Origin of the sequence: Sulfitobacter pacificus (genome assembly GCF_030159975.1) — a bacterium.
In the GTDB taxonomy this organism is placed as follows: domain Bacteria; phylum Pseudomonadota; class Alphaproteobacteria; order Rhodobacterales; family Rhodobacteraceae; genus Sulfitobacter; species Sulfitobacter pacificus.
Window position 1 is genome coordinate 568,750 of the sequence record NZ_BSNL01000001.1, and the last position, 13,020, is coordinate 581,769.

General features: G+C 55.5%; 15 protein-coding genes. 9 read left to right on the plus strand and 6 right to left on the minus strand.

Annotated elements, in window-relative coordinates:
- Positions 1-10: 10 nt before the first annotated feature.
- Complete coding sequence (locus QQL78_RS02850; protein ID WP_284370365.1) at positions 11-1,078, plus strand: Hint domain-containing protein; 1,068 nt, start codon at positions 11-13, stop codon at positions 1,076-1,078.
- 126 nt (positions 1,079-1,204) lie between these two features.
- Here QQL78_RS02850 and QQL78_RS02855 read toward each other — a convergent pair whose 3' ends face one another.
- From QQL78_RS02855 to trpA, 3 genes are all read right to left on the minus strand, one after another.
- The gene (locus QQL78_RS02855) at positions 1,205-1,825 is read right to left on the minus strand and encodes a hypothetical protein (protein WP_284370367.1); all 621 of its coding nucleotides are present in this window, start codon (positions 1,823-1,825) and stop codon (positions 1,205-1,207) included.
- Between the two features lie 20 nt (positions 1,826-1,845).
- Positions 1,846-3,015 (minus strand): alpha-hydroxy acid oxidase, encoded by a 1,170-nt coding sequence (locus tag QQL78_RS02860; protein ID WP_284370369.1) that lies wholly within the window; start codon positions 3,013-3,015, stop codon positions 1,846-1,848.
- Between the two features lie 73 nt (positions 3,016-3,088).
- The gene (trpA, locus tag QQL78_RS02865) at positions 3,089-3,880 is read right to left on the minus strand and encodes a tryptophan synthase subunit alpha (RefSeq protein WP_284370371.1); all 792 of its coding nucleotides are present in this window, start codon (positions 3,878-3,880) and stop codon (positions 3,089-3,091) included.
- Between the two features lie 217 nt (positions 3,881-4,097).
- On the opposite strand from trpA, the gene ychF reads away from it, so the two are divergent.
- Entirely contained in the window at positions 4,098-5,195 is a 1,098-nt protein-coding gene (gene ychF / locus QQL78_RS02870; RefSeq protein WP_284370373.1) for a redox-regulated ATPase YchF, read from the plus strand.
- A gap of 136 nt (positions 5,196-5,331) precedes the next feature.
- Here ychF and QQL78_RS02875 read toward each other — a convergent pair whose 3' ends face one another.
- From QQL78_RS02875 to QQL78_RS02885, 3 genes are all read right to left on the minus strand, one after another.
- Complete coding sequence (locus QQL78_RS02875) at positions 5,332-5,628, minus strand: hypothetical protein (protein ID WP_284370375.1); 297 nt, start codon at positions 5,626-5,628, stop codon at positions 5,332-5,334.
- A 416-nt stretch (positions 5,629-6,044) separates the two neighbouring features.
- A complete protein-coding gene (locus QQL78_RS02880; protein ID WP_284370377.1) occupies positions 6,045-6,584 on the minus strand; it encodes a tetratricopeptide repeat protein in 540 nt (179 codons plus the stop codon).
- 91 nt (positions 6,585-6,675) lie between these two features.
- Complete coding sequence (locus tag QQL78_RS02885; protein ID WP_284370379.1) at positions 6,676-7,533, minus strand: winged helix-turn-helix domain-containing protein; 858 nt, start codon at positions 7,531-7,533, stop codon at positions 6,676-6,678.
- Between the two features lie 916 nt (positions 7,534-8,449).
- Here QQL78_RS02885 and QQL78_RS02890 point away from each other — a divergent pair.
- The 7 genes from QQL78_RS02890 (at position 8,450) to QQL78_RS02920 (ending at position 12,919) form a co-directional block, all read left to right on the plus strand.
- Positions 8,450-9,673, plus strand: coding sequence for a tyrosine-type recombinase/integrase (locus QQL78_RS02890; protein WP_284370381.1), 1,224 nt, complete (start codon positions 8,450-8,452; stop codon positions 9,671-9,673).
- A gap of 1 nt (position 9,674) precedes the next feature.
- Complete coding sequence (locus QQL78_RS02895) at positions 9,675-10,544, plus strand: hypothetical protein (RefSeq protein WP_284370383.1); 870 nt, start codon at positions 9,675-9,677, stop codon at positions 10,542-10,544.
- Positions 10,545-10,760: 216 nt separating this feature from the next.
- Positions 10,761-10,952 (plus strand): helix-turn-helix transcriptional regulator, encoded by a 192-nt coding sequence (locus tag QQL78_RS02900; RefSeq protein WP_284370385.1) that lies wholly within the window; start codon positions 10,761-10,763, stop codon positions 10,950-10,952.
- A 97-nt stretch (positions 10,953-11,049) separates the two neighbouring features.
- The gene (locus tag QQL78_RS02905) at positions 11,050-11,337 is read left to right on the plus strand and encodes a winged helix domain-containing protein (protein ID WP_284370387.1); all 288 of its coding nucleotides are present in this window, start codon (positions 11,050-11,052) and stop codon (positions 11,335-11,337) included.
- The gene (locus QQL78_RS02910; protein WP_284370389.1) at positions 11,334-11,462 is read left to right on the plus strand and encodes a hypothetical protein; all 129 of its coding nucleotides are present in this window, start codon (positions 11,334-11,336) and stop codon (positions 11,460-11,462) included. Before QQL78_RS02905 ends, QQL78_RS02910 begins: the two co-directional genes overlap by 4 nt.
- Positions 11,455-11,985, plus strand: coding sequence for a helix-turn-helix domain-containing protein (locus QQL78_RS02915; protein ID WP_284370391.1), 531 nt, complete (start codon positions 11,455-11,457; stop codon positions 11,983-11,985). The genes QQL78_RS02910 and QQL78_RS02915 overlap by 8 nt, the downstream gene beginning before the upstream one ends.
- A 289-nt stretch (positions 11,986-12,274) precedes the next feature.
- Entirely contained in the window at positions 12,275-12,919 is a 645-nt protein-coding gene (locus tag QQL78_RS02920; protein ID WP_284370393.1) for a hypothetical protein, read from the plus strand.
- Positions 12,920-13,020: the final 101 nt, after the last annotated feature.

The window sequence follows — 13,020 nt, forward strand, 5'->3', positions numbered from 1 at the left end:
GAGGCCCGAAATGCCCGGATATATTTCCGAGTTTCAATATTACGGTAATACCTCGCAGGAATTTATCGAGGTTGCGCTTCCTGCTGGAACCAACCCATCAGGTTACGTTGTCGAAATCTATGATGTGTCAGGTTACCTAATCTGGGATTTTCCACTTGGCACATCGATCGAGACAAGTGGTGGTTTTGATGTTTATGTCATCGATGCCACAACGCCCGGTTTTGACGACGGGGGGGCTGATCCGACCGGGATGATGTATCCAGACGATGGGATCGCGCTGGTGGATGATCAGGGGGACGTTCAGCAATTTCTGTCGTATTGGGACAATACAGTAACGGCCATTGAAGGGGCCGCAAGTGGGTTGACCACCACGGATGTGGGCACGGCAGGGGCAGGTCAGTCGTTGCAGTCGGACGACCGTGGGGCGAGCTATTACACGCAAAACACCCCGAATGCAGGAACGATTCCCGCCTGCTATGCAACTGGCAGCCTGATCGCGACACCTGCCGGGGCAATTCCTGTTGAACAGCTGACTGCGGGTGATTGTGTTCTCGGGCAGGATGACAGGCTGCATCGGGTACGATGGGTCTGGTCAGGGCAGCAACCGCTGGATGGGGTGGCCGGGGATCAAAAACCGGTTTTGATCCGCGCCGATGCTCTGGGGAAAGGCCTGCCAAAGCAAGATCTTATTGTTTCTGGTCAGCACCGGATCGTAGTGGGGGGCTCGGGGCAACTTGAAGACATCTTTGATACACCAATGATGGTGCCGGCCAAAGCCCTTGTCGAACATCGTGGGGTCCGTTTTATGACAGGGAAGCGGTCGATCATGTGGCATCACTTTCTCTGTGACGCCCATTCGGTGGTGTTTGCAAACGGGGTTGCCTCTGAAAGTCTGCTGTTGGGGCCAACTCTTCTACATGGGATGAACAGGGCACAATTGGCCGAACTGTCTCGGGCGCTGCAGCGCAGAATCACACGCGGGACCACTGAGAAAGCGGCACTGCACTGTCTGACAGTAGGTGCAGCAAGGCGTGCCTTACGTTCCCGGAACCTTGCCGGGGCAGGGTGCCAATTGTAAGCGGTGGTTTGGTTTCACAGGTGTTTGATGGTGATCTTCAACGCCCCTCTGCAAGGGATGGTGAATAATTCGGCATGCGTTGGAAATATAGCGGTGTACCTTTGCTGATTTCGCAAACACGCGAGGTCAGCAATCCGCCGCTATCAGATGACCATTTGCAGCCAGAATTTCATCGTACAACATAAAATCTTCTGCCCGAACTTCACGCAACAGGGCCAAGGTTTCCTCGCTTAGAGGTGAATCAATCAGTGGCGAAACATTTTTGGGCGCGATTTCGACCGGGTGTTGCAGGTGCTGTGACAAGAACGCCAAAAACTTTTCTGGCTGCTCATAGGCAAAGACATGATCCGCCATCACACGGGTCTTGCCATCGGTGAGAAAGCTGAACTGTCGCCCGATCCGTGCCCGCTCTGGCGGTTTATCCGATACCACTTCGCTCACAAATTGGTCGAAACTAATGCCCTTGGTGCTAAGCTTGGTGCCATCCAGCCGTTTCTGGCTGCGGTATTTGTACCAGCTGCGGATCTGATCAACCGGTTCACGCATCACCGCGACCGAGGCCGGGCGCACGCCAAATGTATCCTCAAGAAAGGGGGCGACCTTATTGGCATATCGCACAGCGGTGATGTGTTTGCGGTTCTTGGAAAACACAATTTCGGCACGTGACTTCAGCGCCATTTCCACCGCCGTCGTGCCCGTCTTGGGGGTGGCAAGAAAGGTGATCTTATGGCGCAGGAAAACAAGCATGATCCAGACCTAACCCAGCCTTATGGTTTCTGCCAGCGTCCACCGAAATCCTCCGGGATCAGCAGGTTATGCCGGCCCAGATTGGCAACATTGGTTTCACCGCACAGCGCCATGGTTGTGTCCAGTTCTTTGTGGATCACTTCCAGCGCAGTTTGCACCCCTTTTTGGCCCATCGCACCCAGACCATAGACGAAAGCGCGCCCGATCATCGTGCCCTTTGCCCCCATGGCGAGCGCCTTCAGCACGTCCTGACCAGAGCGGATACCGCTATCAAGATGCACTTCAACCTGATCCCCCACTGCGTCCAGAATGCTTGGCAATGCCGAGATCGAGCTGACCGCCCCGTCCAACTGCCGCCCGCCGTGGTTGGACACAACAATTGCATCCGCCCCGACCTTAAGCGCCATTTTGGCGTCTTCAGCATCTAGGATCCCCTTGAGGATGACCTTGCCGCCCCATTGCTCTTTCAGCTTGGCAATCTTGGCCCAATCCAGCGTCAGATCAAATTGCTCCGCTGTCCAGGCCCCGAGGCTGGAAGCATCGGAAATGCTTTCGACATGGCCGACGATATTGCCGAACTCGCGCCGCTTGGCCTGCAGCATTTCAATGCCCCAGGCCCATTTGGTCATCAGGTTGGCGATGGTTTTTGGCGTCAGCTTGGGTGGGGCGGACAGGCCGTTTTTCAGGTCCTTGTGCCGTTGCCCCAGAATTTGCAGGTCCAGTGTGATCACCAGGGCAGAGCAGTTTGCATCCTTGGCCCGTTGGATCAACCGGCTGACATAATCCGTATCGCGCATTGTATAAAGCTGGAACCAAAACGGTGCATTTGTTGCCTCGGCCACGTCTTCGATCGAGTTGATGGACATGGTGGAGAGAGTGAAGGGCACACCAAATGCCTTGGCCGCTTTCGCTGCTTTGATCTCGCCATCCGCATGCTGCATGCCGGTCAGCCCCACCGGGGCCAGTGCAACCGGCATCGCCACATCCTGTCCGATCATTTGCCCCGCAGTGCTGCGCCCTGACATGTCCACTGCAACCCGCTGACGCAGGCGTAGCTTGTCGAAATCAGAGGTGTTCTCTCGGAAAGTCTGTTCTGTCCAGCTGCCGGATTCGCAATAATCATAGAACATGCGCGGCACGCGACGTTCATATATACGCTTAAGATCGCCGATATTGGTGATGACTGGCATGAGGAGACTCCATATTGGTAATCTTTACTTACCAATTTAGCCTGCCTCGGTCAATTCAGCGATTTGGCCCGGATCAGGCGGCGTGGGCACCGTCCGACAGGGTTTTCACAAACGTGAGTACATCCGCCACACTGTCCCCTGCAGCAATGCGCGCCACAATGGCAGAGCCGACAACAACACCATCCGCCACTTCGGCAATCGCCTGTGACTTGGCGGGGGTGTTCACGCCAAAGCCGACAATCACCGGCAGGCCGCTGGCCTCGCGGATGCGCAGAACCTCTGGGGCAACATCGCCTGCATCCGCTTCGGCAGACCCGGTGATGCCGGTGATCGACACGTAATAGACAAAGCCGGAGGTGTTCTGCACCACGCGGGGCAGGCGGTTGTCATCCGTTGTCGGGGTCGCAAGGCGGATAAAGTTCAATCCGGCTTCCTGCGCGGGCAGGCACAATTCACTGTCTTCTTCAGGGGGCAGGTCGACAATGATCAACCCGTCGATGCCTGCCTCTTTGGCGGCTTTCAGGAATTTCTCGACGCCCATTGAATAGATCGGGTTGTAATACCCCATCAGCACAATCGGTGTGGTGTCATCCTCCTTTCGGAAGGACGCAGCCATCCCCAGCGTCTTGAGCAGGGTCATGCCGCCCTCAAGGGCGCGTTGTCCGGCGAGCTGGATCGTTGGGCCATCGGCCATTGGATCGGTGAAGGGCAGGCCAAGTTCGATGACATCGACCCCGGCACCGGGCAGGCCGCGCATGACCTCCAGAGAAGTTTCCATATCGGGATCACCCGCCATAATATAAGAGACAAAGGCCTTTTTGCCTTGCGCTTTGAGGTCGGCGAATTTGGCGTCGATACGGGTCATGGGGTGGGCCTTTGCGTTTGTACCCCCGTTCAATGGCGAACCTTGCGCCGGAAATCAATGTGCGACCTGCGCTGTAGGGGGCGGAATTTTGCAAAATTCCGGTACGGAAAATGGGAATTTTCCGCACACAAGGCCAGCGTGAAGCCCCCAAACCCTTGCACCGCCCCCTGTCAGGCCATAGGACAGCGCAAAATCTGCTGTCGCAAGGATCAAGATCATGGGTTTCAAAATGGGTATCGTAGGTCTGCCGAACGTTGGCAAATCGACCTTGTTTAACGCGCTCACCCGCACCGCCGCTGCACAGGCCGCGAATTTTCCCTTTTGTACAATCGAACCCAATGTGGGCGAAGTCGCTGTTCCAGATGCACGGTTGGACAAGCTCGCCGCCATCGCATCGTCCAAATCCATCATTCCGACACGCATGACCTTTGTGGACATTGCGGGTCTGGTAAAAGGCGCCTCCAAAGGGGAGGGACTGGGCAACCAGTTTCTGGCCAATATCCGCGAGACGGACGCGATTGCCCATGTGCTGCGCTGTTTTGAAGATGGTGATGTTACCCATGTGGAGGGGCGCGTTGATCCGGTGGCCGATGCGGAAACCATTGATACCGAATTGATGCTTGCGGATCTGGAAAGCATCGAAAAACGCCGCGCCGGATTGGTGCGCAAGATCAAAGGCAATGACAAGGACGCGGTGCAGCAGGATCGTCTGCTGGGCATGGCGCAGGACGCGATTGAAGCGGGCAAGCCAGCCCGCACCGTCGAGGTCGACGAAGATGACGCCAAAGCCTGGCGCATGCTGCAACTGTTGACCACCAAACCGGTTCTCTACGTCTGCAACGTAGGCGAGAGCGAAGCCGCCGAAGGAAATCAGTACTCGGCACAGGTGGCGGAGATGGCCGCCGCTCAGGGCAATTCCCATGTCATCATCTCGGCCCAGATCGAAGAAGAGATCAGCCAGCTGGAAGACGAGGAAGCAGAGATGTTCCTTGAGGAAATGGGTCTTGCAGAGGCTGGTCTGGACCGTCTGATCCGTGCCGGTTACGAGCTGTTGCATCTGGAGACCTATTTCACCGTTGGTCCCAAAGAGGCCCGTGCTTGGACCATCAAATCCGGCACCTCAGCGCCCAAGGCTGCGGGTGTCATCCATGGTGATTTTGAAAAAGGGTTCATCCGCGCCGAGACGATTGCCTATGATGATTTCATCACTCTGGGCGGCGAGGGGCCTGCGAAAGAGGCTGGCAAGATGCGCGCCGAGGGCAAAGGATATATAGTGAAGGACGGGGATGTGTTGCACTTCCTGTTTAACACTTGAGACCAGGCATGCTCCGGCCTGTCTGACCGCCTTTAACGTGATGTTCGACCCGGCACCACAAATGCGCATGGCGGAACGACGCAAATGCGAAAGGCCCGATCAAATGACCGGGCCTTCGAACGCGCTAACAGTGCTGTTAACGGCTGTCGTTGCCTGCACCTGAACCACCGTAAGGATACCCCTCACCAATGGAGCTGATGGTGCTGCGTGTGGAGAATGTTGTGGCGTTTTCCTTTTCTGTGCCAGCGGTGGAGCGTTCCTGACTTTTTCCGCGCTGGGCAGCGTCAAGATCTGTCGGGCGGGTTTCGTCAGAGAAGACCCGTTGCGCTGTTTCAGAAGTGTCCAGACGCAAGTCGTTGTAACGATCAGAGTTATCGGCAAATGCCGTGGTGCTGATCAGGGCGGCCGCTGCTGTTGTAATAAGAAGTTTCATTATCGGAGTCCTTTCGGGTTGTTCAATTACGAAGCCGAACGTCTTGTCCGTTCCGTTGTCTGGCAGCTCAACAATGGGATTTAGAAAAGGTTTCCTGTTGTTTTTCACCAACCGAAGCGGAGAGGAGGCAAAACGAGCTTTTTCTTTTCAAGGAGTATTAAAAATTACTTAAAATCAATTGGTTATGTTGCGTCGGGTGAGGTGGTCACGCCGCAATCACACTGATGTGAGGCTGCCCTTTGGTCGGGTTGGCATGAGCGTGGGAAACAGATCACCGTCGGAAAAGACCGGGGCGGATCATCAGTCCCGGCCTGTGTTTTGATAGGCCTAACGGCCAAAGCCGATAGCCGCTGTCGATGTAGATTGAAAACGTCACCTAAGTCGGGGCAGACATCACCTGGCTCAACTTGCCGCTCTTAGAACAGGTTAAGCTCATATCGCCATTCATCCGCATCCGGCGTAACACTCTTGACGTCATAGTCGTTGTCGATGAGATGCTGTGCGCTGGTGTCCCCCATGGCCGCCGCGCGATCAATCATTTTGCGGCCTTCAACTTCATCCTTGCGAACCCCGCGACCACGTAACAGATCCAGCCCGTAATTGAATGCGGCGACTTCGCTGCCCAGTTCCGCGGCCCTTCGGTCCCATTCTGCAGCGGCGGCTGGGTTTTCCGGGCCGGACAAGCCGTTATCCTCAATCCAGGACATCCAAGTCATTGCTTGAACGCTGCCGGTGCGATCAATCGCTTCCTGAAAAATCTGCCTTGCCTCTTCGTGTCGCCCTGATTTTGCCGCGCCATACCCGATTGCATAGTTCATCGGGTCGATTTCGCCGTAGCGCAGTCGGTCCATCATTCCTTCCAATGACAGTTCCTCAGGGTTTTTGACACCGAACTCATCTGCAACCGCAGGCGTGGTCAGGCAAATCGTCAGCAGCAGGAATAGTGATTTTCTCATGATAACCTCCATGTTCTATGCATGCAGTAGCGCAGAGCAAGAGGGCGCATGTGTCAGAAATTCCCAAAATATTCGCAAGAAAAATGCAAAATCAACCGTTGAATCGGTATCCCTGACCGTGCACGGTTTCAATGATCTGGCCATTGCTGCGGCTTGGGTCCAGTTTCCTGCGCAACGTAAGCATATGTTGTTCCAATGCACGGCTGTTCGGCATGAAGTCGCGGCCCCAGCCTGCGTTGTAAAGCTCGTCTTTGCTTAAAACCGCCCCGCGGTTTTGCTGAAGTAACCGGAGGAGCTTGAGATCACGCATGGTCAGGTCGCTAACGTGTGTGCCAATTGTTGCAGACATGCGCGCCGGGCTGACGCGGACCGGGCCAAAATCGAAGGCCTCAATATCCTCTGGCAAAGCGGGGCTGGCAGGGCTTTCCTGTCGGATGCTTTGGATGGCGAAGACAAGGGAGGTGGCGGCCAGTAAACCGGCGATAAGATGTATCACGCCAAATGAGGCGGGCTGGAATATCTTACTGTGTTCAGTGGGTTTCAACCCCATGGCCTCTGCCAAGGCTGGCCCGTTCACGGCAACACATGCGTTGGGTTTGCACCAATAATAGGTCTCGCCAGTTTTTGATTTCGCTTCGATTGCGACGGGGGCGGCTTCGTCACGCAGGTTTTCAAGACGTTTCATATCGGCGAGAAAGGGCTGCTGGCTGATATGTGCCATCTGGTCAACAATTGGAAAGACCCGCTGCTGATCCGCATCCCAAAGCACTACCCCCTCAATCAAGGGTTCCGCGTGTAGCCGAAACAGAATGTCGCCAGGGGCAAGCAGGTGCCAGGAGATCAAAAGGTCGCTCAGGATTTTGTCGGCGTCCTTGTGGTGCCCCGGTGTGTGAAACAAGATCAGAAGTACAAAAAGCGGAAGAGTGATGACGGGAAGGTATTTCGTCACAGCGCTTTCTTTTGCATCAAGTTGGCGGGCACGGAGCATGTTCTTGGGTTTCTGGCAGTTGCTGGGTTTGGTGAGGCAAGGAGAAGACTAACCGCCTTTTCACGCTTCCCGTGGCAGCCCGGAGGCAATGCGCGTTTACGCAGGGGGTGCCGTTGCTTTCGACCTCCCTTGCGCGCTGGTGGCGCGCGGCGTCAGCAAAATGCGCGGTCTCGATTCTTGTCTCAACTATGAAAGCTTGCGCCTCGATTGGAGGGCCTCCTAAAGGCTGAACGATCTCTTTTGGGTGTGATCTCAATTCACACGCCGCCTGTCCCGTGCCCCGCAGCATCACGTGCGGGGTCTGAGCCACTTTTAATGCCTTTTTTCGCCTTTTGAGCGTCACTGCGCAACCGGGACCATTGTCGTATCACCCGCGCCTTCACGCCAAGGGCGTTTCCTAGTGAAATGCGGTGGGAGTTGGAAGTGCCGCCGTTTGCATCGCTGGTGTAGCAGAATGGGGCTCAAGTGTTGTTTCTGCCTCGGGGGAGTGCACCTCAAGGGTCCACAACAAGGTACAAGCCACTGCCGTCGCCGTGGCGACCAGGGCCAAGTGTCCGCACCAGATTTTTCGTCAGCTTTCCGCTTAGTGCAGCCATCAAAATACCAGGCTTTCTACCACGGAATGAATAGAAATGAGTCTAATCGAAGAGAAATCAATAGCAACAACGAAGGCAGATAAGCGAACAAAAGCAGCCCCAAAAGGGGCTAAACAGCATCGAACGCAATTGAATGAAAATGTTTGGTGGCGGAGACGAAGTCCGCCTAACCCCATTCTTGCGTGTTCCAAAAAATACTTTGAATCAAGGGATTATTACACCCCGGAGTCTTGTATGTTCCAGCGACGTCCCCCATATTCCAGATAGTAATGGGGGACGGTATGGCGGACGGAAATCAGGAAATTGAACGCAAGGCACCGAGCAAGCGGGCGGAAAAGGCATTGTCCGCCGCGTTCGTCCGCACGGTCACCAAACCCGGCAAATATGCGGACGGGCATGGGCTGTTGCTCAAGGTCGAACCATCTGGCGCAAAACGCTGGGTGCAGCGCATCGTCATACGCGGCAAGCGCACCGAGATTGGCATGGGCAGCACGTCCCTTGTCAGCTTGGCAGAGGCCAGAGAGACCGCCTTAGAGAACCGCAAATTGGCGCGGGCTGGCGGTGACCCGTTGCAAGCCAAACGCGCCGCACAGGCTTTGCTGTCTTTTGAGGACGCCGCCCGCAAGGTTCATAAAATCCACGAACCCACATGGCGCAACAAGAAACACGCCGCGCAGTTCATTTCGACGCTGGAGACCTACACCTTCCCCCGCATCGGCAAATTGAAGGTATCGGAGGTCACGACGGCGGACGTGCTGGCCGTGTTGCAACCGATATGGCTGGAAAAGCCAGAGACCGCCCGCCGCGTTCGCCAGCGCATCGGCACCGTGATGAAATGGGCCGTGGCAAATGGCTGGCGCACGGACAATCCGGCAGAGGCCATATCCCAAGCCTTGCCCAAACATGTGGACACCCAAAAGCACCGCAAAGCCTTGCACTATGACAAAGTGCCGGAATTTCTGGACGCGCTCAAAGCATCGGACGCGGGCAAAGCGACTAAATTAGCGTTGGAAATGGTCATTTTGACGGCATCGCGCTCAAGTGAGGTCCGCAAGGCAGACTGGTCGGAGTTTGATCTGGAGCAAGGCATCTGGACGCGCCCCGCGCTGCACATGAAATCAAAGAAGGAACATCGCGTCCCGCTATCGCCCCGCGTTGTGGAGATACTCGACGCCGCGCAAAAGCTTGGAACGGGCAAAGGTCTGGTGTTCCCCGGTATCAAATTCGGCAAGCCTCTCTCTGATATGACACTGTTAAAACAGGTAAGGGCGCTGGGTTATGACGTGGACGTGCACGGGTTCCGCACGTCCTTCAAAACATGGACGCAGGAACGCACCAACACGCCCCGCGACGTCGCAGAGTCGGCGCTGGCCCATGTGGTGCAGAATAAGGCAGAGGCGGCGTATGCGCGTTCTGACTTCTTTGACAAGCGGCGCAAGTTGATGGAGCGGTGGGCACTCTATGTCGGCAGTCAAACCTCAAAGAAAATCATAAGGATTTCATAAAGTGACGAAACTAAGTTCACTAGACTTGTGGCGTCTGTCTGAATCGTTGTCAGTCGTAGATGCGGCAATTCTGATTGCAGGGTTTGATCCAAGCCAACACTACAATGACAATGACGGGGACCGTGTCAAATTGACTTGGCAGCATGAGGGCTTTGAACCCGCCTTCAATGCCCTTCGTGGAGCTATCAAAACCAACAAACTACGCGCAAACTTGGCTCACGCTATGAGAGGTAGGCAATCATTTCAGCATGGCGACTACTTTGGCGATGTAGACTTGGGCGATGATGAACACAAAGTGAGCTTTGACATGCTTATCGCTCGCAACGAAACGGTTGGCTACGAAACCACACAATATTCAGGTGAGACCAAGCTCAACTTTGCTGTCGAGAACATCATCAATGAAACAGGGTTTTGCATCTGGAAAGAACCCAATTGGAATGAAACCACGATTGACGTAAATGACCTTCGAAATTGGCTAATTGAGCGGGGCGTGTATCCAAGCTTCTTCTTCCCGTCCGGCAACAGAGATAGCTTTTCCAATCCCAAGAACCCTCGTTACTCTGCGAAGTTGGCTTGCGCGGTCGGGGCGTGGGAAGCAGTGGAAAAACCTAGTCGGGGTAAGAGCGTCAAGAAGACGATTCAAGATTGGGTCCAATCAAACGGTGTAAGTTTTGGGTTGGGTGAAGACGGTGTTGTTTCACCGACGGCTGCAGAAGAAATCGCCAAGATTGCAAATTGGAACCCCAAGGGCGGAGCCAATCCTACCCCCCAAGCAACTGGTGACGACGCAGAAACACTCACCAGAGAACCAAACAACTATGAACATGGCTACAATTCGGTTGAGCAAGACGATGGAGATATTCCATTCTAGGTTCAGGTTGGCGAAACCTACCCCCCTACCAAATCGCCTTGCGTTTATGGCCGCTTTGGGCCTCCTTGACTAATGCCATGGCCTACTTTGCAAATATTTGTGCTGCGACTGGCCCAGCCTATGGCAAGGTTATTCGAGCCTGAGGGGCTATTTCGGAGCTAAAGTTACAGCCACTAATTCCAGCACGAACCGCAACACACCGAAAGGAACCGCGACGTGCCAGAACACCACCTACGCCGTCCCGCCGTCGAAGCCACGACAGGACTAAGCAGAAGTAGCATATACGCGATGATGGACACAGGTGACTTCCCCCGCCCCATCCGCATCGGCAAACGCGCCGTTGCTTGGCCGCAAAGCGCGATTGAGGCTTGGCTGGCCGCGCGCCCCGCATCCACAGGCGACAAATAAACAACGCCCACGCAGTCAAAAACTGGCGCGGGCGCTGGGTCGTCTGAACAACCTCCAGATACCGCGCTGCACTCCCAAAGTACAGGATTTCAGCATCATGAAAATCGAAGTCACGCTCTTGAGCGAACAACCCCGCACGTTTGCACTCAAAGGCCGTCTAGGTTGGGCAATGACCCAGCTTGTGGACGCCGGGCCAAAAGGCCTCACGCCCATAACCCGCCCAGCGCCACGGTGGTCCGCCTATGTGTTCGACTTGAGGGAATTGGGCATCCCAATCGAAACCGAGATGGAACCGCACGAAGGCAGCTATCCCGGCCACCACGCCCGCTACAGGCTCGCCTGTGACGCGCAGGTGACCGTCTTGCCGGGAGGTGATGCGCAATGACCGCCAAACACTCACACCCGCCGCCCAATGCCGTCCGCCGCATCATGCGCAAACATGGGCTGTCAGAGCCAGCCGCGTGGTCCTACGCCCTTCACGCCTATGGGGAGAGCGCATTGCATGGCTAGACGTGCCAGACCAAAGGGCAAGCGTTCGGGCGAGGGGCAATATGTCCCCCTGCCATATGCGCAACTCAAGTCACCAGCATGGCGGTCCCTATCGGGGGCCGCTGTCAAAGTCTGGCTCGAACTCCACACCCGCTACAATGGCAGCAACAACGGCAAGCTGCACCTGTCTATGAGTGAAGCCGCTGAAATCCTGGGACTTGGCAAAGCGACCATAAAACGCGCCTTTGACGAGTTGGAGGCAAAGGGGTTCCTTGCGCTGGAGGTTCCCGGCAACTGGTATTCACGCCGCGCCCATGACTGGCGTTTGACCTCAAAGCCCACGGAGGGGCCAAGCGGCAAGGTGACCGCAACCTTTGACTGGAAGGGCTGGCGACCTCCGAAAAAACAAAAGCAGGGTTCTGAAATGGAACCGTCACGCGGGCGCATGGTTCCGTATGAGAACCAGCCAAGCGCCTTTGGTTCCGCTACAGAACCCGTCGCACCTGTTTCTGGCCGTCGCTTGGGTTCTGGAATGGAACACTAATATAACCACTCATAGGGAGGACGCAGGACATGGCACACCGCAAAAGCCTTGAGGGGTACCCCCCTTTTCAAACTGGAGATATTGCGCACGCACCAATGGCGCGGGTCTGCACTCCGTTAGGTTACCGTTTTTTATCGGGGGGGGCGCACAACTTTTACCTTTCGAATTGACGGCGCAGAAAAATGACGGGAGGGTCCGTTTCCATTTCAGACCTGCCAAAGATTGTACCACCCCCTCCGATGGACCCTAAACTTGCCAATTGATTTCGTAAAAAAATGGAGACGATAACATGGGCGGATATGGCTCAGGACGGCGCGGCTACAAACAGAAGGCAGAGGAATGTCGTTCGCTCGATGTGAACCGTCTTCACCGCGAAGGCTGTTTGACACCCGGCAGGCAAGGCAACTGGGTATGGTCGCGGGATGGGGAGGAAGTCGCCCGCATCGGTTACAAGGCAGAGGAAGGGCAGTTTGTCCTAGACTACCGTTTCCGCCAATATGGCGGCGAATGGGAGCCAATCACCGAGGTGGTGGGCCTAACCCATGCGGACTGCAACTATGGCAACCAGCGCCCCTATTTCCGCTGTCCCGGCGTGGTTGATGGTCGGCACTGCGGACGGCGCGTCGGCAAGCTGTTCTCAGGGGGGCGATATTTCCTTTGTCGGCATTGTTACGGGATAGCCTACGCCAGCCAGTCAGAGCCGCGCTATGACCGCATGTTGCGCCGCGCAAACAAACTGCGCATGGCGCTGGGCGGCGAACCGGGAACGGCGCATTTTATCGCGTTCAAACCTAAGGGCATGTGGCAGCGCACCTACGACCGCAAACGGTTTGAGATTGAGCGGTGCGAGAACCAAGCAGACCAACTATTCCTAAGCAAATTTTCCCACCTTCTCAGCAAGGAAGAATGTGAAATGTTCTTTCGCGAACATTGAACAAAATGGTTGCATAATCTACAAGATAGCTTGGTTACGACTACTCGGTTCAGGTGAGCAATAAGATGAGCTATTCAGCAGCAACGTATCGAAACTTTGTT

Bases quoted from the DNA above. Each gene is read 5' to 3' on its own strand.
- QQL78_RS02890 (WP_284370381.1), top strand. From the start codon at position 8,450: ATGGCGGACGGAAATCAGGAAATTGAACGCAAGGCACCGAGCAAGCGG.
- QQL78_RS02855 (WP_284370367.1), bottom strand. From the start codon at position 1,825: ATGCTTGTTTTCCTGCGCCATAAGATCACCTTTCTTGCCACCCCCAAG.
- QQL78_RS02880 (WP_284370377.1), bottom strand. From the start codon at position 6,584: ATGAGAAAATCACTATTCCTGCTGCTGACGATTTGCCTGACCACGCCT.
- QQL78_RS02915 (WP_284370391.1), top strand. From the start codon at position 11,455: ATGGCTAGACGTGCCAGACCAAAGGGCAAGCGTTCGGGCGAGGGGCAA.
- QQL78_RS02860 (WP_284370369.1), bottom strand. From the start codon at position 3,015: ATGCCAGTCATCACCAATATCGGCGATCTTAAGCGTATATATGAACGT.
- trpA (WP_284370371.1), bottom strand. From the start codon at position 3,880: ATGACCCGTATCGACGCCAAATTCGCCGACCTCAAAGCGCAAGGCAAA.
- QQL78_RS02910 (WP_284370389.1), top strand. From the start codon at position 11,334: ATGACCGCCAAACACTCACACCCGCCGCCCAATGCCGTCCGCCGCATC.
- ychF (WP_284370373.1), top strand. From the start codon at position 4,098: ATGGGTTTCAAAATGGGTATCGTAGGTCTGCCGAACGTTGGCAAATCG.
- QQL78_RS02905 (WP_284370387.1), top strand. From the start codon at position 11,050: ATGAAAATCGAAGTCACGCTCTTGAGCGAACAACCCCGCACGTTTGCA.
- QQL78_RS02850 (WP_284370365.1), top strand. From the start codon at position 11: ATGCCCGGATATATTTCCGAGTTTCAATATTACGGTAATACCTCGCAG.
- QQL78_RS02920 (WP_284370393.1), top strand. From the start codon at position 12,275: ATGGGCGGATATGGCTCAGGACGGCGCGGCTACAAACAGAAGGCAGAG.
- QQL78_RS02875 (WP_284370375.1), bottom strand. From the start codon at position 5,628: ATGAAACTTCTTATTACAACAGCAGCGGCCGCCCTGATCAGCACCACG.